Here is a 21,397-nt window from a genome sequence, read left to right as displayed (position 1 = left end):
CGGCTGCCCGGACGCGGAAGGCGCCCGGACAGGGCGGACCTACGGGAGCGGTCCGCGGCCCGCGAGGGTGAGCACCGGGCGCAGTCCGGCCGGCCGTTCCTCCACCGGCAGATGGTCCACGAAGTGCACCGAGCAGCCGATGTCGGCGGCTCCGCCGTCGGCCGTGCGGTCGTCGCCGACCATCAGCACGTCGTGCGGATCCTGCCCCAGCTCCTCGCAGGCCGCCCGGAACAGCCGCGCGTCCGGCTTCTGGACGCCGTGCTCGTACGAGAGGACGTACGCGTCCACGAGGCTGTCCAGACCGTGGGCGCGGAAGACCGGCCGCAGGTCCCAGCCGATGTTGCTGACCACGGCGACCCCGAGCCCGCCGCGCCGCAGCGCGCCGAGCACCTCGGCGGCGTCGCCGTACGGACGCCAGGCGTCCGGGGTCATGTGCCGCTCGTAGAGGGCGTCGTACAGCGCCGGGTCGGGCAGCGGCACCAGCCGGGCGAGGCCGGTGTACGCGGCGCGGTGGCCCGCCGCGCTCGCGTCGCGGCCCGCCCACACCTCGGCCAGCTCGGCCGGTACCTGCTGCGGCGACGGGCCGCCGGGCAGCGCCCCCGCCACGGCCAGCCGCATCGCGGACCGCCGGACCTCGTCGGGCGGCACGCAGACACCCGTCTCGTCGAGCACGGCCCGCAGCCACGATCCTGCCGATTCGATGCGGAAGAGGGTCCCGGAGAAGTCGAAAAGCACTGCCTTGAACGTCATACGCCCGATCCTTCCCGGCCAACGGCCCCCTGGACAAGGCCGGACGGCCGTACACGCCCGTACGTGGCGATGGACAGGGCGACAAGTCCGGCACCCAGCAGCCAGCCGGCCAGCACGTCCGAACTCCAGTGCACCCCCAGCCAGAGCCGGGTGAACCCCACGCCGACCACGGAAACGGCCGCCACCAGCACGGCGGCGCCCCACGCCGCGCCACGCGTCCCGTGCCGGCGCAGCAGCCACAGCAGCAGTCCGCAGGTGACGGCGGCGGTCATGGCGTGCCCGGAGGGGAACGAGGCGTAGTGGGCCGAGTCGACCGGATCGGGCCAGTGCGGACGCGCCCGCCCGACGGCCGCCTTCAGCCCCTGCTGGACGACGGAGCCGACCGCGCTCGTCGCGCCGACCCACAGGGCGAGCACCCGTTCGTGGCGCAGCCACAGCACGACGACGGCCGCTGCGGTCAGCGCGCGCATCGTCCAGGGGTCCCACACCCAGTCGCTCAGCACCCGGTTGGTCCGGGTGAGCCCCGGTTCGGCGACGGCCCAGCGGTGCAGCCGGGACGCCGAGGAGCGGTCGAAGGAGAGCAGCGGCCCCCACTCGGTGACGACGAGCGCCGCCAGTACCCCGGAGACGACGGCGAGCAGGGCGGCCGCGCGGGCGAAGGTGACCGGTGAGGAGTGCATGGGGTGATCCTTGCCGAGGATGCCGCCCGCAACCGGAACCGGGTGGCACCGCCGGTGATTCGCGCCGCCCCGCGAGATTCGAACGACCGGCCCCCGGGCGGCTCCGCCGGGTGAAGCGGCGTTCGAAACGGGGTGGCCGGCAGCCGCGCGAACCCGGGTGCCGCGCATGCCGGGCCACCGCTGAACCCGTGCGATCGGCGGCGTCCGGTGTGCGGGTGAGGGGTGCATTGTGCACGTCCGTGCGCACACGCGAGACGTGACAGCGGTGACTGTTGCGGCTCTCCCGCGGCGTGGCACCTTCTGTAGCGCGCCGACAACGACACCGCGTCGGCAACACGTCGGCACCACCGCGACAGCAGGGGAGTGAGTGTGAATCCGGAGTACGCCGCATACTGCGAGGCGGACCGCGTCTTCTACGACGCACCGCACCGCTCCTCCGCCGGTCGCCAGGGTGAAGGCGCCCTCTACGGTCCGGCCCGCGAGCCCGCCCCCGAGGGCTGGGAGCGGTCGCGGCGCGGTGACTGGCTCTCCCTCAGCCCGCTCGGTCTGCGGGTGCCGTCGCAGGGCTGGAAGATCCACATATCGGCGGGACTCGACAACGCGGAACCGGTACTGCGGCGGGTGCTCGACTACTGCGTCCCGCGCCGGCTGCCCGTCAAGTTCATACCCGGGCCCGCCCTGTTGCATCTGCGTAACGCGAAGTACGCGGACCGGGCGGGCAGTGGCAAATTCATCACGGTCTACCCGCACTCCGAGGACGGGTTCCAGGACGTGTGCGAGGGGCTGACGGCCCTTCTCGAAGGGGAGCACGGTCCCTACATCCTGAGCGATCTGCGCCTCGGCAGCGGCCCCGTGCACGTGCGCTACGGGGCGTTCGCGCCGCGGTTCTGTCCCGCGCCCGACGGCCGCCTCGTGCCCGCCGTCGCCGATCCGCAGGGGCGGCTGGTGCCCGATCCGCGCGGCCCTTCGCTGAACATCCCCGCGTGGGTGACACCCCCGCCGTTCCTGCTGCCGCATCTGGAGGCGCGCAAGTCCGTCGGGCTGGCCGACGTGCCCTACAGCGTCGAGGGCGCTCTGCACTTCTCCAACGGTGGAGGCGTCTACCTCGGCCGGGACACCCGCAGCGGCGAGCGGGTGGTGCTCAAGGAAGCACGGCCGTACGCCGGACTGGCCGCCGACGGCGCCGACGCGGTGGCCCGGCTGGAGCGCGAGCGGGTGGCGCTGGAGCAACTGGCCGGGCTGGACTGCGTACCCGAGGTCCGGGACACCCTCGACATCGGTGAGCACCGCTTCCTCGTGCTGCAGCATGTGCCCGGCGCGACCCTCAACGCCGTGTTCGCCCGCAGGTTCCCGCTCTCGCAGGCGGCGCCGACACCGGAACTGATCGCCGAACACGCCGCGTGGGCAACGAGGTTGTACGGACTCGTCGAGCGCGCCGTACACGACGTCCATGACCGCGGTGTCGTCATCAGCGACCTGCACATGAGCAACATCATGGTCTCCGAGGACGAATCCCGGGTCGTCCTGCTGGACTTCGAGGCCGCGTCGAGAACCGACGAGCAGCGCCGCCAGATCGTGGCCAACCCGGCGTTCGTCGCGCCGTCCGACCGGCGCGGGGCCGACATCGACCGGTACGCACTCGCCTGTCTGCGCCTCGCGCTGTTCCTGCCGCTCACCACGCTGTTCGCCATCGACCGGCGCAAGGCGGCCCGGCTCGCGGAAGAGATATCCCTCATCTACGGGATACCGGAAGCCAGCCTCCGACCGGCCGTCGAGGAGATCCTGCGGGACGCCGCGCCGGTCGCCGGGACCACGGCCGCGGTAGTGGCGGACAGCCGACCCGAGGCGTGGGGGGCATCGGTCTCCGCGCTCGGCGACTGGCCGCGCAGCCGGGACTCGATGGCCCGCGCGATCATCGACTCCTGCACACCGGAGCGCGACGACCGCTGCTTCCCGGGCGACATCGCCCAGTTCGCCTCGCCCGCCGGCGGCCAGTCCTTCGGCTACGGCGCGGCAGGAGTCCTGCACGCCCTCCAGGAGACCGGAGCGCCCTCCTGCCCTGAGGCCGCCGAATGGCTGCTGGCCCGCGTCAAGTCCCCGGCCCCCGGCACACCCGCCGGCTTCTACGACGGACTGGCCGGCATCGCCTGGACGCTCGGCCGGCTCGGACACCAGGACCAGGCGACCGAACTCGCGCTCCTCGTCGCGAAACAGCCACTCGAAGGACTCACCGCCGACCTGCACAGCGGCCACGCAGGAGTGGCCCTCGCCCTCCACGACCTGGCCCGCGAAGCCGACACCCGGGACGCCGCCGTACTCGCCGAGGCCGCCGACCGCTGTACGGCGCTGGCCGCCCAGGCGCTCACGGACGGCCCGCCCACCTCCAGGACCGGGCTGCTGCACGGCGCCACCGGGCTCGCCCTGCTCTTCGTACGCCGGTACGAGGCGACCGGGGACCCCGCCCTGCTCGACCTGGCCGCCACCGCGCTCCGCCGCGACCTGGCCCGCTGCCAGGAAGGCGCCGAAGGCGCGCTCCTGGTGGTCGAGGGCAAGCGGACGATGCCGTACCTCGGCGCCGGCAGCGCCGGCCTCGCGACGGTCGTCGACGACTACCTGCGCCACCGGCCCGGCGACGAGGCGTTCACAGCCGCGCTGCACGCGCTGCTCCCCGCCTCCCGGTCCGCCTTCTACGTCCAGCCCGGCCTCTTCCGGGGGGTGGCCGGACTCGTCCTCCAACTGGCCCGCACCTCCGTGGGGGAGCCGGCCGACCGGCAGCGCGTCATCCGCCGGCACACCGCGCTCCTGGGACTCCACGTCATGCCCTACCAGGGTGAAGTGGCCTTCCCCGGAGAGCAGTTGATGCGGCTGTCGATGGACCTGAGCACCGGCACCGCAGGCTGCCTGCTCGCTCTGGGCAGCGCGCTCGGGGACACCCCGGCGTCGCTGCCGTTCCTGCCGCCGAACGGCGCACACCGCGCCGGACAAGGCGGCCCACAGACCGGTCCCATTCGGGGCCGTTGCTAAATCGCACACAACAGTCCCCAGAAAGGACACCATCATGGCTCTTCTTGACCTTCAGGCGATGGAGACCCCCGCCGAGGAAGCTTTCGGCGACGTGGCCACGGGCAGTCAGGTCAGCCTGCTCATCTGCGAGTTCAGCTCGCTGAGCGTCGTCCTCTGCACCCCGTGACCCGCGTCGGCGCGCTGACCGGTCGCTGATACGACCGGTCGGCCGCCGACGGCACGGCACAGTCTGATCCCGGGCCGCTCCTCGGCCCGGGATCAGACGTACCCGATTCGGCGCGCGGTGCACGCGCGACGCACCGACGGAAGGATTCCGGCGTGACCAGCGCTCCCGACGCCCCGTCCGCCGGCGGTACGGCACTGGATCTCGCCCGCAGGCGGCCCGCCGCGCTCACCGGTGTCCTGGTGTGCTCCGTGGGCGCCGCGCTCGCCGCCGTGGCCCTGCCCGCGGCGCTCGGCACCGCCGTCGACCACCTCGTGACCGGTAGGGCCGTCCCCTGGCCGGCCGTCCTGCTGTGCGCCGCGCTCACCGCTGCCGAGGTCCTGCTCGACGCCGCCGCCGCCCTGCTGGGCGGTGGCGCCACCGGGTGGCTGACCGCGTGGCTGCGCGGGCAGACCCTCGACCGGGTGGTGCGCGCCGAGCCCCGCCACGGGGAGACCGTCGCCCCCGGCGACCTCGCCACCCGGCTGTCCGCCAACGCGGCCGACGCCGCTTCCGCCCCCGTCACCCTGGCCGGCTCCGTCGCCGCCGTCCTCCTGCCCGTGGGCGGACTGGCCGGACTGCTCCTGATCGACCCCTGGACGGCCGCCGCCCTGCTCACCGGCGCCCCCGCCCTCGTCGCCCTGCTGGTGGCGTTCGCCCGGCGCACGGCCGACACCACCGCCGACTACCAGCGCGTACAGGCCGACGTCGCCACCCGGCTCACCGAAGTGCTCGACGGCGCTGCGACCGTCCGGGCCGCGCACACCGGGGCCCGGGAGTACGCCCGCATCCTCGAACCCCTCTCCGCGCTCGCCCGGTACGGACGGCGCACCTGGGAGGTGTACGGCCGCGCCACCGGCCGCAGTGCCGTACTGCTGCCCCTGCTCACCGTCCTGGTCCTCGCCGTCGCCGGACTGCGGCTGTCGGCCGGCGCGATCAGCGTCGGCGACCTCGTCGCCGTCTCCCGCTACGCCATGCTCGCCGTCGGCCTCGGTTCGCTGACCGGCACCCTGGGCGCGCTGGCCCGCAGCCACGCGGCGGCCCGCCGCCTCGCCCCCCTGCTCGCCCTCCCCGCCATGCCGCACCGCTCGCTCACCCTCCCGCCCGGCGGTCCCGGAACGCTGGAGCTGCGCGGCGTGACGGTGGTCCGCGACGGCAACGACCTGCTGCGGGACGTGAGTTTCACCGTCCCCGGCGGTACGTCGACAGCCGTCGTCGGCCGGTCAGGAGCCGGCAAGTCCGTCCTGGCGGCCGTGGCGGGCCGGCTCACCGACCCCGACGCCGGAACCGTCACCCTGGACGGCGTACCCCTGGACGCCGTGGAACCCGTACGGCTGCGCCACGACGTGACGTACGCCTTCGCCCGGCCCGCGCTCCTCGGCACGACCGTCGAGGACACCATCGCCTTCGGCGCCGTCCACCCGTCGCCGTCCGAGGTGCGCTCCGCCGCACGGGCCGCTTCGGCGGACGGCTTCATCGCACTGCTGCCGTACGGGTACCTGACCCCGCTCGCGCAGGCGCCGCTGTCCGGCGGCGAGCGCCAACGCCTCGGCCTCGCGCGCGCGTTCGCGCACACCGGGCGGCTCCTGGTCCTCGACGACGCCACCTCAGGACTCGACACCGTCACCGAACGGCAGGTCCAGCGGGACCTCGCCCGCCGGGCCGGTACGAGCACCAGGGTGATCGTCGCCCACCGGCTCTCCTCGGTCGTCGAGGCGGACCAGGTGGTGTGGCTCGACAACGGCGCCGTGCGCGCGGTGGGCCGGCACGAAGACCTGTGGGCGGACCACGCCTACCGCGCCGTCTTCGTCGTCCCGCCGGCCGGGGACGAGGAGACGCCCGCCGACGGGCCCGGATCCGGCGACCCTGCCCCCGTCGGAGAAGAGGCCCCGCGATGACCCGCGAATCCGCCGCGACCGCCGAACCCCGGGCCCGGCGCCAGGACCCGCCGGCAGGGCCGGCAGCCGGCTCCGACGCACCGTCGTCAACCGGCGCGCTGCGCCGGGTCGCACGGGAAGGGGCGCCGTTCCTGCGGGCCCGCACCTCGGTCCTGCTGCGCCTGGGGGCCTGGTCGTCGGTCGAGTTCGTCCAGACCTTCCTGACCGGGTACGGGGTGGCCCGCGCCCTCGACCGGGGCTTTCTGGCCGGGAGTTCGTCAACCGGCCTGCTGTGGCTGGCGGTCGCCGCCGCGGCCACCCTGCCCACCTGGCTCGCCACCCGGGGCATCTTCGCCCGACTGGCCGACCTGGTCGAGCCGTTCAGGGACGGACTCGTCCGGCGCGCGGTCGCCCGAGCCCTGACCACCGCACTCGACCGGCGGACCGACACCGCCACCACCCGGTCCGTCTCGCAGGTCACCCACCAGAGCGAGATCGCCCGCGACAGTTGGGCGGGGCTCGTACTGACCCTGCGCTCCTTCGTCTTCACCGCTGCGGGCGCCCTCGTCGGCATGGCCGCCCTGGCACCCGAGTTGCTGCTCGTCGTGCTGCCGCCGCTGGCACTCGGCCTGGCACTGTTCCTGGCCACCCTGGTCCCGATGGCGGCCGGACAACGCGCCTATCTCGGCGCAGACGAGGCGTTCGCCGCGCACGCCGGGCACACCGCGTCAGCGCTGCGCGACATCGCGGCGGCCGGCGCCGCCGAACCCGTCGCGCGCGCGGGCAGGGAGCTGGCCGACCGGCAGGCGGCCGCCGCGCGTTCGCTCGCCCGGTGGGCCGCCGTGCGCGTCGTCGCGCTCGCGGTGTGCGGCCGGGTGCCGCCGCTCGTCCTGCTCTGCGCCGCGCCCTGGCTGATGCGCCGAGGACTCACCGGCGGCGCGCTGGTGGGGGCGCTGACCTATCTGACCCAGGCGCTGGCCCCGGCCGTACACGCCCTGATGAGCATGCTGGGCACGGCAGGGGGGCGGCTGGTGGTCGTCCTCGACCGGTTCACCGACCCCGTACCACCGCCGGCCGAACCGCCGTCCGCGACCGCACCGGCCCCGTCCGGTACGCCTGCACCGGCCCGTACGCCGGTCCCCGCGCAGATCCGGCCCGCCACCGTCGGCAGCGGCCGGACCGCGCCCGCCGGTCCCGCTGCGGCCGAGCTGCGGAAGGTCACCTTCGCGTACGGCCCGTCCGCCCGCCCCGTGCTCGACGGGCTGGACCTCACCGTCCGGTGCGGCGAACACCTCGCGGTCGTGGGCCCCAGCGGCAGCGGCAAGTCGACGCTCGCAGCGGTGCTCGCCGGGGTCGTCCCGCCGACCGGGGGAGAGGTGCGCTGGTACGGGCGTCCCACGGCCGACCTGGACCCCAGGAGCGCGCGTACGCTCCTTCCGCAGCAGGCCTACGTGTTCACCGCTTCGCTGCGGGACAACCTGCGCTACCTCCGTACCGACGCGTCCGCGCAGGACATCGCCGCGACGGTGGACGCTCTCGGCCTGCACGGTCTGCTGGACCGGCTCGGCGGGCCGGACGCCATGGTCGAGCCCGCACTGCTGTCCCAGGGCGAACGCCAGCTCATCGCGCTGGGCCGGGCCCATCTCGCCGCGGCCCCGCTGCTCATCCTCGACGAGGCCACCAGCCACCTCGACCCGGCGGCCGAGGCGCGGGCCGAGACCGCGCTCGCCGCGCGCGCCGGGACGCTCGTGGTCATCGCCCACCGGCTGACGTCGGCGGCGCGCGCCGACCGGATCCTGGTGGTGGACGCGGCCCGGACGGCGCAGGGCACCTCGGCCGAACTGCTCAAAAGCTCGGCCCTCTACCGGGACTTGACCGGCACGTGGGCGCCGGAGCCGGACCGGGCGCCGTAGGGCTGCTCCGTGCCCGGCGCCGCGTACGCGGCGCTCCATGCCCGGCGGGTCGCCTCACAGCCAGCCGAACTGGTTCGACAGGCGTATCGCGTCCTGCCGGTTGCGCGCGCCGCACTTGCGGATGGCCGCTGCCATGTAGTTGCGTACCGTGCCGCTGCTCAGATGCAGGGCGCTCGCTATAGCGCCTATGGACTCGCCCTCGGCCGCCAGCGACAGCACGCTTAACTCCCTTGCGGACAGCGGCAGATCGGCGGCCTGCAGCAGCCCGAAGGCCAGCGACTCGTCGATGTGCCGGCCGCCGTCGGCGATCTTGCGCATCACGTCGGGCAGGCTCTTGACCGGACCGTACTTGTCTATGTAGCCGCGCGCGCCGGCGGCGAAGGCTCTTCGCAGCCCGCCGGGCCGGTCGCGGCGGGCCAGGACGACCAACGCCCCTTCGCAGTCCATCGACTTGCGTGCCGACTCCACCTCCATGAGGACCTCCACCGAGTACGGACAGTCGAGGTCGGCGACGAATATGTCCGGGAGTGACTCCTCGGATGCGGCCTGGACTCCGCCCTTGTCCGCGGTCCGTACGTGCAGTACGTGGTCGCTGCTGAGCAGGCTCGCCAATGAGGCCCGCCACAAAGGGACTGCGTGTACCAACAGAACCGTCGTCATGAGCCAGTCCGTTCCTTTGTCGGGTCAATACGTGCGAAACAGGTACTCCGCCATGTGCGGGCAGTAACCAGTTCATCGCAGTGAGACGCCCTACCCGACGCAAACTGTCTTATTCCCGGGATGCGTTGAGGCGATGGGGGCGTGCGGGCCCATCGCTGAAGCACGAAATGCGCCCTCATGGCGCGCCATGGACCGGCCGATCGCCCCCTGGCCCAGGGCCCCCTTGGCTCAGGGCTCGCTAGCCGAGGGCGCGCAGACCGGGCACGAAGGCGACGAGTAGCGGGACGGCCGGTACCAGCGCTGCCGCCGCCGTCAGCCGCAGTCTGCGGGCCGCCGTCAGCCGGGGCACCGGCGACAGCAGCCGGTTGACCCGCTGCGGCAGTTCGGCGTCCGGGGCGGTGCCGGGGCCGAACACCCCGCGGTCCTCGTTGAGTTCGACCAGGGCGAGCGCGGTCGTGCGGCTGCCGAAGCGGCGGGACGCCATGTCGTCCGCCGCGAGTTCCACCAGCCGGTGCATCTCGTCGCGGAACGCGGCGAACACCGGCACCTGCGGGAAGCCGTTCGCCAGCGCCGACGAGCAGTGCCGCAGCCAGTCGTGCCTGGCACGCGCGTGGCCCTGCTCATGGGCGAGTACGGCGTCGAGCTGGCGGCCCTTGAGCCGGCGCAGCGCGGCCGTCGTGATGACCAGTTGCGGAGCGGCGCCGGCCAGCCACCAGGCGTCCGGGCGCTCGGCCTCCAGCACGACCAGCGGCTCCTCGCCCGGCTGCTCGCCCGGCAGTACGGGTGAGCGGACGAGCAGCTCCTTGCGGCGCTGCTTGCGCCGCTTGCGTGAGCGGTGGATCTCCCTGGTGAGCATGGCGGCGGTCCACACCCCACCGCTCGCCAGCAGCACGGCGAGGACGGCGGAGCCCTGCGGATGGCCGCCGAGGGAGTACGCCTGCACGACCCCGGCGGGCGCGGTCGCGAAGACATGGCCGCGTACCGCCTCCCAGGCGGCGGCGGCGCTGAAGATCATGGAGAGCACGCAGCTCAGCAGTACGGCGGCGACCACGCACTGCCACACCCACAGCGCGACGACGGGCTCACGCTCCGGCCACTCGGCCCGCGCCAGCAGCTTCGGCGCGACGGCGGCGGCGAGCGCACCGAACAGCAGCAGCGCCAGGGAGACCATCATGGTCACCAGCCTATGAGGGGCGACCGCCGGGCGAGGCGGCCTCGGGCGTCAAGTGACGCATGACACGCTCAGGTGGGCACAGCCCGGCACCGCCCCGGCGTCGTCACCGCGTCGTCACAGCGTGAGCAGCATCGCCAGCATGGCGAGCCCCATGGAGAGCCGGCAGGCCAGCGCCAGCTCGGCCCTGTCCCCCCACCCGGTCCAGCCGGTCCCGCCGGTCCCGGTCCCGGTTCCGCCCGTCCCGGCCGCGCCTGCGCCGCCCGCGGGCGCGGCGACGGCCATGAGCGGCAGCAGCCGGGTGCCCGCCCACAGCACGTACACCGCGTAGTAGACCAGCAGCAGCCCCGTTATCAGCGGGACGCCCCCGGCCATGCCCGCCCCGGACATCCCCGCCATCTCCTCGTGGCCGCCGCCGTGCGCTCCCGCCGGCGCCGCCACCATCGCCCCCGCCATGTAGACCATGGCGAGCATCCCCAGCAGATGGTGCAGATGGTGTCCCGTCGCGCGGGCCCGGACGAGCGCGTACAGCGCGGCAGCGCCGAACACGAGCGCGTAGGCCGCCCAGACCCACCGGGGCGGCGCAAGCGCGGCGGCCGGCACCGCCATGGCCGCCATCCCGAACCCCATCAGCGCCTCGCCGCCCGCCGTGCCGCGCCGCCCACCGCCCCCGCCGCGCAGCCGGAGCAGGCAGTAGCCCCCGGCCGCCGCGCAGAGCGCCACGAGCAGCCAGCCGACCGTCGCCGGTCCATGCACCCCGTACCTCCCCCGATCGGTGGTGTCGGGAAGGTGATGCCCAGCGCGGTCCTGGCACATACGAGCGCAAGGGGTCACTGGGGGAGCGCGGCGGGGCGGACGCGCGCCCCGGCCAGGACCCGCAGAGCGCAATTCGCATTCCACCGGAAACGGAAAGCGTAAAGAAATTGGGCTGACACAGCTCCGGGATTCTTGGCCGAATGCGGTACGCGCACGGCCTTGTGGCGGAGTGTGCGGCCGACTACCTTGCAAATGCGTGCCCTTGGGGGCCGGGCGGGCTGCCGCCGCCTGTAAATCCCCCCACTCCCGAGGACTTTACGCATTTCTGGCAGATATCTAGTGGGAGGAAATCCTCCGTGAGTATGTCACGACGTTCGGCCATCGCATCGGCGCTGGCCGCCACGGCCGCGATCGGTGGCCTCGGCGCCGCTCAGCAGGCCGGAGCCGCGTCCGCACCGAGACGCAAGAGTGCCTTCGGGCCCGCCGCCAGTCCCGTCGGCGACGTGGTCGGCAAAATCACCGTCGGCTATCAGGGCTGGTTCGCCTGTATCGGCGACGGCGCCCCCATCAACAGTTGGTGGCACTACAGCGCCAACGGTGGCCAGCCGCCGTCCCCCAGCAATACGACACTCGTGTCGTGGCCCGATATGAAGGAGTACAGCAAGACATATCGCACCGCGTACCCGAACCTGAACAGCGGTCAGCCCGCCACGCTGTTCTCGTCGTGGGACCAGCAGACGGTGGACACGCACTTCCGCTGGATGCAGGAGAACGGCTGCGACACCGCGGCCCTCCAGCGGTTCAACCCCTTCGGCGCCGAGGGGCCGACCCGCGACGGCATGGCGCAGAAGGTGCGCCAGGCCGCTGAGGCGCACGGCCGCAAGTTCTACATCATGTACGACGTCTCCGGCTGGACGTCGATGCAGTCGCAGATCAAGGACGACTGGACGTCGAAGATGAAGGCGTACACGGCGTCGAGCGCGTACGCGAAGCAGAACGGCAAGCCGGTGGTGTGCATCTGGGGCTTCGGCTTCAGCGACCCCGGGCGGCCCTTCGAGCCCGCGCCGTGCCTGGACGTCGTCAACTGGTTCAAGAACCAGGGCTGTTACGTGATCGGCGGGGTGCCGACCCACTGGCGCACCGGCACGGACGACTCACGCCCCGGCTTCTCCGACGTCTACCACGCGTTCAACATGATCTCGCCCTGGATGGTGGGCCGGATCAGCAACGTCAGCCAGGCGGACCAGTTCGCCCGCGACCTCAACGGCCCGGACCAGGCGGACTGCAACGCGCACGGCATCGACTACCAGCCGTGCGTCATCCCCGGCGATCTGCAGGGCAGGGCCCGCGCCCACGGCGAGTTGATGTGGCGCCAGTTCTACAACCTCACGGGCGTCGGGGCGCAGGGCTTCTACATCTCGATGTTCGACGAGTTCAACGAGGGCAACCAGATCGCCAAGACCGCCGAGACGGCTGCCGACGTGCCGGCCGGGTCGGGGATCTTCGCCCTGGACGAGGACGGCACCTCCTGCTCGTCCGACTACTACCTGCGGCTGACCAACGACGGCGGCCGCATGCTCAAGGGGCAGATCGCCCGGACCCCCAACCGCCCGACGCAGCCACGCGTCTGACGCTGCATCACACATGGGTCGGGTCGCCGGGACGGTCAGTCCCGGCGGCCCGCGCCGCCTCTGCCCCGCAGCCGCGGGGTGAAGGTGGCGTGGAAGATGGTGGAGGCCGCGCCCACCGCCGCCGCCTCCGCGCTGAGCAGCGACGGTTCGACCTCGACCCGGCGCAACCGCCGCGCGGTCGGGAACTCGTTGACGGTGCGGCCGATCTCGTCCAGATAGAAATCGGCGACGTCCGCGGTGAAGAACGGGCCGCCCAGCACGATCAGATCGATGTCCAGCAGATCGATCATCCCCAGCGCGCCGCGCCCCACCGCCCTGGCCACCTCGCGCACCGCGCCCGCCGCCGCCGGATCCCCGGCGGCCGCCGCCTCGCCCACCGCCAGATAGGCCGCCGTGCTCCCGGCTGCCGACGGCGCGGGACGCATACCGCGCCGTACGGCGAAGTCGGGCACGGAGACCGGCGGGTTGCACTCGGGCATCATCTCCGGCCTGCCGTCCTCACCCACCCGCCCCATCGCGATGGCGCACAACTGGCCGAACTCACCGGCGTTGGCGCTGATGCCCCGGTAGATGTCGCCGTTGAGATAGAGCCCGGTGCCGACTCCCGTACCGAGATACAGATACGCGAAGTCGCGCGCCCTGCGGTCCCGGCCGATCCAGCGCTCGCCCGCCGCCGCCGCGATGCAGTCCTTCTCCATGATGACCGGGCAGGGGAAGTGGTCCTTGAGCAGATACAGCAGCGGCAGATCGCCCCACGCCGACATCAGCGGCGGCCCCAGCACCGTGCCCGAGGCGATGTCGACAGGGCCCGGCACGGCGACCCCGATGCCGAGGAAGCCGTCGGCGCGCACGGCGCCGCGCGCCTCCTCCAGCGCCTCCCTGCCCAGCGCGGCGACCCGGTCGACGAACTCCGCCGGGTTGATGTCGGCGGTGACCGGCCGGGTGCGGGTGCAGACGATCGCCCCGTCCAGGTCGATGACGACGGCCGTCAGCAGCTCGGGGTCGATATGGATCCCCAGCGCGTGCGCCGCGGTCCCCGAAAGCCGCACCGGCGTACGGGGTTTGCCGGACGTGGCGCGCCGCTGCGCGTCCTCGATCAGGATGCCCCGGTCCAGCAGCGAGCGGGCGATCCTCGACACCGACTGCTGGGTCAGCCCGGTGCGGTGCGCGATCTCGCCCCGGGTGATCGTGCCGGACAGCCGTACCGTCTCGATGACCACACACTCGTTGAACGAGCCGAGATCGATCTGGTTGACACCGCTCCACGTGTGGCCGCGCGCCGCACCGTCCCTCGCGCGGCCGGTGCCGAGGTGTCCGGCCACGGTCTCCCGCAGCCAGCGCACCGCCTCGCCGCCGCCCTCGGCCCGCGCGGCGACGTACCGCTCCAGCTCGGCCGACAGATCGAGGTAGACCCGGCGCGAGGACTCGGGATGGCTGGTCGAGTCGAGGGCGATCATCGCCCGCAGGAAGCTGCGCCAAGTGGCGCGGGCCGGGATCTGATGGCAGGTCACGGGCCCGGCCGGCGCTTCGGGCAGCAGCGGCAGCCCGGGAGCGTCCCACAGGGTGATCGCGTGCAGGTCGAGATCCGGATGGCAGCGGCCCGCCTCCGCCAGATAGCCGGCCAGCGCGCCTGCGTCGTACGGGGCAGCGGTGGATTCGGCGGGTCCGGTTCCGTTTGCGGCGCGTGCGGGGGCCGCGGTCAGCGCCAGGTCCAGGGCCTTGTCGAGCCCGGCGAGCACATCGGCGCCGATCACCGTCCCCGCGGCGGCCGGCGGGTGCGTACGGTCCCTGGTGCCCGCCAGCAGTACGGCGCGGCGCCGGTCGACGTACAGGCCCATCACCCACACGTCACCGCCGGGCAGCGGCGGTCTGGTCGGTACGGAAGGGGCCGGCGACTCGTCCGGGTTGAGCCGCCAGCGCCGTCTGATCCCGGCGACCGTGGCGTGCGAGAGGCCCAACTCCCGTGCCACGGCCCGGGAAGCGCCCGAGCCGCCGGGCGCGAGCAGCGTACGGGTGACGACCTCGGCCTCGTCGACCGTCGCCGGTCGGCCGGTGCGCGGCCGGTGTTCGAGGCCGCCGATGCCCGCGCTCGTCCAGCGCTGGCGCCAATTGCCCACCGTCTGCCGGGAGACGCCGAGCCGCCGGGAGATCTCGGCGTCGCGCAGGCCGTCGGCCGCGAGCAGCACGACGTTCGCCCGGACGGCGAGCGGGCCGCCGTCGGCGGCCCAACGGCGCAGCAGGGAACGGTCGTCCGGGAGGAGCAGACCGACCGCGCCTTCGCCGGGGCGGTCGTCAATCATCGCTGTCTCCCGACGACTCGGCGGCGCGTACAAGACGCAGGGTGAGAATCTGGAACGGCCGCAGGGTGAGCGGGACTTCGCCGCGATCATGCGGCCGGACGGCCAGTGTCTCCTCCAGCAGATCCGTCTCGCACACACCGCTGATGGGGAACCCGGCGGTGAGCGTGGTGGCGACCCGGCCGCCGCGCGACTCGTAGAGCCGTACGACCACGTCCCCCGAGCGGTCGTCGGCGAGCTTCACCGCCTCCACGACGACATCCGGATGGCCCACGGCGACCAGCGGCTCCGCGGCGGCAGCCGGTCCCGGCGCGGGGCGCAGCGGCAGATTCAGCGCGTACCCCTCGGCGATGGCGTCGCCCACCCCGGCCCCCGGCCGCAGGGTGTGCCGGAAGCGCTGCGGCCCCCGGTCGGCGTGCGGGTCCGGGCTGTGCGCGGCGCGCAGCAGCGACAGCCGTACGGTCGTGGTGGTCCCGCCGTCCTCGCGGGTGTGCCGCGACACGTCGTAGCCGTACGTGGCGTCGCAGGCCAGGGCGACTCCCCAGTTGTGCTCGCCGACATGGATCCAGCGGTGCGCCCACAGCTCGTAACGGGCCGCCTCCCACCTGGTGTTCTCGTGGGTGGCCCGCTCCACCTGGCCGAACTGGACCTCGCCCGTGCTGCGTTCGGCGTGCACGTCCAGCGGCCAGGCCATCTTGAGCAGGGTGTCGCGCTCGCGCCAGTCGACGTCGGTGGTGACGGCGAGCGACCTGCCGCCCGCCGTCAGGGACAGCTCCTGCGTGACGGCCGAGCGGCCCGTGGTGCGCCGCACCCGTACGGTCACCAGCAGCGGCCCGCTCTCCGTGACGTCGACACCGGTCGCCGGGCCGAGATCGCGAGGTGTGGCGCGGTGCCCGGATTCGAGGTTCCAGGCGCTGCCGTACGGCGGGTCGTCGTGGCGCAGTTGCAGCAGATTGCCCGCGCCGCCCGGTGCCACGGCGTCCCGCCCCGTGCCGAGGTCGACCGCCGAACGCACCAGCCCGTCCCCGTCGATCAGGATCCGCACCAGCCCGTTGTCCAGCAGATGCCCGCCGTCCTCGGTGGTCCGCACGGTCACCGGGGCGGTCCCGGCCGCCGGGCCGCCGAGCTTTCCCGCACCCAGGGCCGGTGCCTCGGCCAGGGCCGCCGTCCGGCCGTCGGAGAGCCGCTGGCCGCCGTCGGCGGGCAGGCCCGCTTCGAGCACGACCACCTCACTGCGGGCCAGCGGGCCCGCGTTGAAGACGGCCGTGTCACCGCCCGAACCGGTACCGGGTGTCCCGACGGCGCGCCGGACCAACCGGTCGAGCCGGCGGTGGATGTCGCGGTACGCCTGCTCGGCCTCCTGGTGCACCCAGGCGATCGAGCCGCCCGGCAGGATGTCGTGGCACTGGTGGAGCAGCACCCGCTTCCACAGCGTTTCGAGTTCTTCGTACGGATACGGCACACCGCACCGTACGGCTGCCGTGGCCGACCACAACTCCGCCTCGCGGAGCAGCGATTCGGCCCTGCGGTTGCCCCGCTTCGAGCGCGCCTGACTCGTGTAGCCGCCGTGGCGGCCCTCCAGATACAACTCCCCGCGCCACACCGGCGCGTCCCCGTACTCCTCGGTCGCCGCGCGGAAGAAGTGCGCGGGGTGCTGGATCTCGACCCGCGGTGAGCCTTCGAGATCCGCGAGCCTGCGGGCCCGCTCCAGCATCTCCCTGGTCGGGCCGCCGCCGCCCGCCGTGCCGAACGGCAGCAGCGAGCGGGTGGCACCGCCCTTGTCGGCGAACGCGTCCACGGCGTCCGCCAGTTCACCGCCGGTCAGCGCGGAGCTGTGCGCGTCGGCCGGCGGGAAGTGGCTGAAGATCCGGCTGCCGTCGATCCCCTCCCACCAGAAGGTGTGATGCGGCATGGCGTTGGTGTCGTCCGCGGCGAGCTGGTGCCCGAGGAACCAGCGAGCCCCGGCGAGCAGCGCCAACTGCGGGAAGGCGGCGGTCATTCCGGGGGAGTCGGGCAGCCAGACCCCGTCCGTCTCCACCCCCAGCTCCTCCCGGTGGAAGCGCCGCCCGTACACGAACTGCCGGGCCAGCGCCTCGCCGCCGGGCAGAGTGGCGTCCGGCTCCACCCACATCCCGCCGGCCGGCGACCAGTTGCCGTCGGCGACGGCCTTGCGCACCCGCTCGAAGACATGCGGATGGTGGTCCTTCATCCAGGCGTACTGCTGCGCCGACGAAGCGGCGAACGCCAGCTCCGGATACTCCTCGGCGAGGGTGGCCATGGTGCTGAAGGTGCGGGCGCTCTCGCGTACGGTCTCCCGCAGCGGCCACAGCCGCGCCGAGTCGGGACGCGCGTGGCCCACGGCGGTGACGGTGTGCGCCGACTCGTGGGCGCGGCGGGCCAGTACCGGGGCGAGCACCGCGCGGGCGCGCGCGGCCGTACCGGCGATGTCCCGCGGGTCCACGACATCGACGGCGTGTTCCAGGGCGCGCAGGATCTCGTGCCTGCGCGGGGTGCGCTCGGGCAGCGCCCGCATCAGCCCGTCGAGCACGTCGATGTCGTGGATGAGCTGCCAGATGTCCTCGTCGCGCACCGCGAGATCGGCGCGGACCAGCCGGTACAGGGGCTCGTCGCCGACGGTGAGCGGGTCGCCGTAGTGGCTGCCCGCGCCGGAGTCCGCGTCGATCGGGGGATTGGCCGCGGCCTCGACCAGCAGCCGCACCCGCTCGCCGCCGCTCGCCGAAGTGGACAGCGTCACCGCCCTGTTGGCGGCGTGCAGCCCTTGCAGCGGCGTGCCGTGCTCGTCATGGACGAGCCCTTCGGCGCCGTCACCGAGGTCGATGACCGCCTCGACCCGGCGGCCCGCCCAGCGCGCCGGTATCTCGCAGCCGAGCCGGAACCAGCTCGTGGACCACGGGCCGCCCCAGGCGTCGCCGACCACGAACGGGCGGTACTCGGCGCGCAGCGCGACCCCGACAGGAACCGGCTCGCCGGGGATGTGCCAGGCGGTGACATCCATCGGGAGCCGCCCGGTGTACAGCGCGGGACGCAAACGGTCCGCGAGGAAATGCGCGGTCCGCGCTTCTCCCTGCTTACTGCGGTCATGCATGGGCGGCCCTCCTGTCCAGCCTGTGACCGCCATGTAAAACCAAGAGTGTTATCAAGTCAACGTCTTCACCTGCACCCTTCTTCTGCCAGGTGGAACGGGCCAGGTCAATGAATTGTCAGGCGACTTAAATTCCGAAGTGTGAGGCTTCTGTGCATTAATTTACTTGGCATTTGGCGGACAAAGGAGCGGACAAAGGAGCGGACATAGGAGCGGACAAAGCAGCGGACAAGGAAACGGCGGGAAGGCCGCCGCCTCCCCGCCGTCCCCAGCAGAGATACCGCTACAAGGTGACCGGCTCAGGCCGGGCGCAGGTACTCCCGATGTCGAGCGTCCTGCCTTCCTTCGCCGAGTCGAGCAGCGTCAGCATCACATCGAGGACATGGCGGGCCACCTCGCCCGACGCCCGGTGCGGCCGCCCCTCGGCGAGCGCGTCCGCCAGGTCGGCGAGCCCGGTGCCGCGGCCCCCTCCCGCGTAGCCGGCCGAGACGGGCAGCGTCTCCCAGTCGCCACCGGTCCTGAACAACTCGACGGCGCCGTCGAAGTTGTTGGGGTCGGGCACCGAGAGGGACGCGTCCGTGCCGTGCACCTCGATACGCGGCAGCCGGGCCTTGGCGATGTCGAAACTCATGACCAGCGTGCTGAGTTGGCCGCCGGCGTGGTGGAGCACCCCGGTGACATGGGTGTCGATCTCCACGGCGAACCGCTCGCCGGCCCGTGGACCGCTGCCGATCTGCCGTTCGGCGCGCGGCCGGGAGGAGGCGCCGGTGACCTTGACGACGGGGCCCAGCAGTTGGACGAGGGCCGAGACGTAGTACGGGCCCATGTCGAGCAGCGGCCCGCCGCCCGGCCGGTAGTAGAACTCCGGGTCCGGATGCCACGCTTCGTGGCCCGGTGTGGTCATGAACGCCATCGCCGCGACCGGCGTGCCGATCAGTCCGTCGTCGACCGCCTTGCGCGCGGTCTGCACGCCCGTGCCGAGGACGGTGTCGGGTGCGCAGCCGATCCGCAGCCCGGCCGCCCCTGCGGTGGCGAGCAGTTCGTCGGCCTCGGCCAGGTCGGCGGTGAGCGGCTTCTCGCCGTACACATGCTTGCCGGCGGCGAGGGCCGCCCGCGCGACCTCCGCGTGCACGGCGGGGATGGTCAGGTTGAGCACGGCGTCCACGTCGTCCCGTACGACGAGGTCGGCGACCGAGTCGACGACCACCACCCCCGGCACCCGGTCGGCGACGGCCTTGGCCCGGTCGGCGTTCAGATCGGTGACGGCGGTCAGCGCCACGTTCTCCAGGCGTTCCAGGGTGTCCAGATAGGCGCCGCTGATCTTCCCGGCGCCGACCATCCCGATCCTCAACGGCTCGCCCACAGCAGTCCCCTCTCGGTGAGTGCCCGCACCTCGGGCACGTCGAAGTCGTCCGGTTTGTGTCCGACGGCGGAGACGAAGACCCGCCCGGCGCCCGAGGTCCTGGTCCACACGGCGGGCATGGTGACCGGCCGCTCGCGGCCCTCGCCTGCCTCGAACTCCACCGTCGCCAGTACGTCGATGGCCGGGTCGGTGGCCAGCCAGTACTTCTCGGTGTGCACGTCGAAGTCGGTGAGCCCTGCGGTCACCGGATGGTCCGCGCGGTCCTTGACGAGGGTGACCCGGTGGTCCGAGTAGCCGGGCGGATGCATCAGGAACTGGCCGCCGGTGAGCAGCGTGTAGTCGACACTGCCGCGGAAGGCGTCCACGATCCCGCCGTGCCAGCCGGCGAATCCGGTGCCGGCCCGGACGGCAGCGGTGAGTCCGGCGACCTGCTCCTTGCTGATCTCGCCCATGGTCCAGCACTGGACGACCAGATCGGTCGCGGCGAGCAGCGCCGCTTCGGTGTAGACGTCGAGGGTGTCGGCGACCTCCACGGCGTAGCCGCTGTCGTGCAGGAAGGGCAGGAAGAGGTCCGTGGTCTCGACGGGCGAGTGTCCCGCCCAGCCGCCACGGACGACGAGTGCCCGTCGGGTCTCGGTCGTCACGGTCGTTGCACGCTCCCATCGGTGTTGCGCAGCATGGCCCAGCGGTCGTGCTCCAGCGGCTCGGGCACGGGGTAGCGGCGGGCCGCGGCCTCGTCGAAGTCGACGCCGTGGCCGGGTGTTTCGGGTGGTGCGAGGCTCCCGCCGACGGCGGTGACGGTGCCGGGGAACACCTCGTGCACCGGCGGCTTGAACACGGCCGCCTCCTGGACGCCGAAGGCGTGGCTGCTGATGTCCATGGCGATCGTGGCGGCCTGCGCGACGGGGCTGACATCGGCTGGGCCGTGCGGCGCCAGCCGGACGCCGCGCAGCTCGCACAGGACGGCGAGCTTGCGGGCCGGGGTCAGGCCGCCCAGGGTCGGTACCCGGATCCGCGCGAAGTCGATGGCGGGTCCTTCGAGCAGCGGCAGGAACTGGCCGATGTCGCTGAAGAGTTCACCGACGGCCAGCGGTACGGGTGAGCCCGCGCGCAGTCCGGCGAAGTGGGCCGCGTCCTCGGGGGCGAGCAGATCCTCCACGAAGTACAGCCCCGCGTCCTCGACCCGGCGCAGGAAGTCGCGCGCCTGGCGCGGGTCGAGCCGTTCGTGGACGTCGTGCAGCAGCTCCACCTCGTCGCCGACGAGGGCGCGTACCTCGGTCAGGATCCGCGGCACCGTGCGCAGATAGGCGGCGGAGTCCCAGGGCACGGAGCGCTGCCGCGCCGCCCGGGGGTCGGCGCCGTTCGCCGCTTTCGTGCCGTACGTGTCGGAGCCGGGGACCGCCGCCTGGACGCGCACATGGCGGTAGCCCAGCTCCCGCGCCGCCGTGACCTTGTCGGCGATTTCGGCCGCTTCGGCGCCGTCGACATGGGTGTAGGCGTCGGCGCGGCTTCTGACCCGGCCGCCGAAGAGTGAGTAGAGGGGAGCGCCGAGGCGCTTCGCCTTGAGGTCCCACAGGGCGACGTCGACCCCGCCGAGCGCGTTGCCGGTCAGTGAACCGCCGCGCCAGTAGGCGCTGTTGAGCATCAGCCGGTGGATGTCCTCGATGTCGTCGGGATCGCGCCCGACCAGCATCGGAGCGAGATAGTCGTCGAGGACCGAGCGGACGGCGAGGGTGCGCTGCGGATCGCTCGCACACCCCAGACCGTAGAGCCCGGGTTCGTTGGTCTCGACGCGGACGATGAGATGGGGACAGCCGTGCGGGGCTGTCAGGAACGTGCGTACGGCCGTGATGCGGATTGTGGCGCCGCGTTCCTCGACCCAGGGGGCTGGGGCGAGAACGTCGGAGCGGGCATCAGGCTGAGCCATGCGAACTCCAGCGTACAGATAGCAGGATGTTGTACTGCTATCC

The 21,397-nt window shown here is 73.0% G+C and carries 15 protein-coding genes; 5 read left to right on the top strand and 10 right to left on the bottom strand.

Annotation, left to right across the window (positions count from 1 at the left end):
- Positions 1 to 39 precede the first annotated feature (39 nt).
- Both ACZ63I_RS08645 and ACZ63I_RS08640 read right to left on the bottom strand, forming a co-directional pair.
- Positions 40 to 750, bottom strand: coding sequence for an HAD family hydrolase (locus ACZ63I_RS08645; RefSeq protein WP_469336696.1), 711 nt, complete (start codon positions 748 to 750; stop codon positions 40 to 42).
- The gene (locus ACZ63I_RS08640; RefSeq protein WP_469336694.1) at positions 747 to 1,430 is read right to left on the bottom strand and encodes a phosphatase PAP2 family protein; all 684 of its coding nucleotides are present in this window, start codon (positions 1,428 to 1,430) and stop codon (positions 747 to 749) included. The genes ACZ63I_RS08645 and ACZ63I_RS08640 overlap by 4 nt, the downstream gene beginning before the upstream one ends.
- A gap of 369 nt (positions 1,431 to 1,799) precedes the next feature.
- Between ACZ63I_RS08640 and lanKC the strand changes: the two genes are divergently transcribed.
- From lanKC to ACZ63I_RS08620, 4 genes are all read left to right on the top strand, one after another.
- Positions 1,800 to 4,454, top strand: coding sequence for a class III lanthionine synthetase LanKC (lanKC, locus tag ACZ63I_RS08635; protein ID WP_469336692.1), 2,655 nt, complete (start codon positions 1,800 to 1,802; stop codon positions 4,452 to 4,454).
- A gap of 34 nt (positions 4,455 to 4,488) precedes the next feature.
- Positions 4,489 to 4,620, top strand: coding sequence for a SapB/AmfS family lanthipeptide (locus tag ACZ63I_RS08630; RefSeq protein ID WP_041993935.1), 132 nt, complete (start codon positions 4,489 to 4,491; stop codon positions 4,618 to 4,620).
- A 152-nt stretch (positions 4,621 to 4,772) separates the two neighbouring features.
- On the top strand, positions 4,773 to 6,554 hold the full coding sequence (locus tag ACZ63I_RS08625; protein WP_469336690.1) for an ABC transporter ATP-binding protein: 1,782 nt from the start codon (positions 4,773 to 4,775) through the stop codon (positions 6,552 to 6,554).
- Positions 6,551 to 8,446: an ATP-binding cassette domain-containing protein gene (locus ACZ63I_RS08620; protein WP_469336688.1), complete on the top strand. Its 1,896-nt coding sequence runs from the start codon at positions 6,551 to 6,553 to the stop codon at positions 8,444 to 8,446. The genes ACZ63I_RS08625 and ACZ63I_RS08620 overlap by 4 nt, the downstream gene beginning before the upstream one ends.
- 54 nt (positions 8,447 to 8,500) lie before the next feature.
- On the opposite strand, the gene ACZ63I_RS08615 is transcribed toward ACZ63I_RS08620, so the two are convergent.
- The 3 genes from ACZ63I_RS08615 to ACZ63I_RS08605 all read right to left on the bottom strand — a co-directional run bounded on the left by ACZ63I_RS08615 (position 8,501) and on the right by ACZ63I_RS08605 (position 11,033).
- A complete protein-coding gene (locus ACZ63I_RS08615; RefSeq protein ID WP_469336686.1) occupies positions 8,501 to 9,106 on the bottom strand; it encodes a response regulator transcription factor in 606 nt (201 codons plus the stop codon).
- 238 nt (positions 9,107 to 9,344) lie between these two features.
- On the bottom strand, positions 9,345 to 10,280 hold the full coding sequence (locus ACZ63I_RS08610; protein ID WP_469336684.1) for a M56 family metallopeptidase: 936 nt from the start codon (positions 10,278 to 10,280) through the stop codon (positions 9,345 to 9,347).
- 114 nt (positions 10,281 to 10,394) lie between these two features.
- The gene (locus ACZ63I_RS08605; protein ID WP_469336682.1) at positions 10,395 to 11,033 is read right to left on the bottom strand and encodes a DUF5134 domain-containing protein; all 639 of its coding nucleotides are present in this window, start codon (positions 11,031 to 11,033) and stop codon (positions 10,395 to 10,397) included.
- 356 nt (positions 11,034 to 11,389) lie between these two features.
- On the opposite strand from ACZ63I_RS08605, the gene ACZ63I_RS08600 reads away from it, so the two are divergent.
- The gene (locus ACZ63I_RS08600; protein ID WP_469336680.1) at positions 11,390 to 12,664 is read left to right on the top strand and encodes a glycoside hydrolase family 99 protein; all 1,275 of its coding nucleotides are present in this window, start codon (positions 11,390 to 11,392) and stop codon (positions 12,662 to 12,664) included.
- A 35-nt stretch (positions 12,665 to 12,699) separates the two neighbouring features.
- Here ACZ63I_RS08600 and ACZ63I_RS08595 read toward each other — a convergent pair whose 3' ends face one another.
- The 5 genes from ACZ63I_RS08595 to ACZ63I_RS08575 form a co-directional block, all read right to left on the bottom strand.
- A complete protein-coding gene (locus ACZ63I_RS08595; RefSeq protein ID WP_469336678.1) occupies positions 12,700 to 14,964 on the bottom strand; it encodes an ROK family protein in 2,265 nt (754 codons plus the stop codon).
- On the bottom strand, positions 14,957 to 18,067 hold the full coding sequence (locus ACZ63I_RS08590) for an alpha-mannosidase (protein ID WP_469336676.1): 3,111 nt from the start codon (positions 18,065 to 18,067) through the stop codon (positions 14,957 to 14,959). Before ACZ63I_RS08590 ends, ACZ63I_RS08595 begins: the two co-directional genes overlap by 8 nt.
- A 280-nt stretch (positions 18,068 to 18,347) precedes the next feature.
- Complete coding sequence (locus ACZ63I_RS08585) at positions 18,348 to 19,427, bottom strand: Gfo/Idh/MocA family protein (RefSeq protein WP_469336674.1); 1,080 nt, start codon at positions 19,425 to 19,427, stop codon at positions 18,348 to 18,350.
- On the bottom strand, positions 19,412 to 20,071 hold the full coding sequence (locus ACZ63I_RS08580; RefSeq protein ID WP_469336672.1) for a ThuA domain-containing protein: 660 nt from the start codon (positions 20,069 to 20,071) through the stop codon (positions 19,412 to 19,414). Before ACZ63I_RS08580 ends, ACZ63I_RS08585 begins: the two co-directional genes overlap by 16 nt.
- On the bottom strand, positions 20,068 to 21,354 hold the full coding sequence (locus ACZ63I_RS08575) for an enolase C-terminal domain-like protein (RefSeq protein WP_469336670.1): 1,287 nt from the start codon (positions 21,352 to 21,354) through the stop codon (positions 20,068 to 20,070). The genes ACZ63I_RS08580 and ACZ63I_RS08575 overlap by 4 nt, the downstream gene beginning before the upstream one ends.
- Positions 21,355 to 21,397 lie beyond the last annotated feature (43 nt).

It is taken from the genome of Streptomyces sp. NPDC087906 (genome assembly GCF_055584925.1).
Note: the sequence above shows the minus strand (reverse complement) of the source record. Positions and strands in the feature narration are given on the sequence as shown.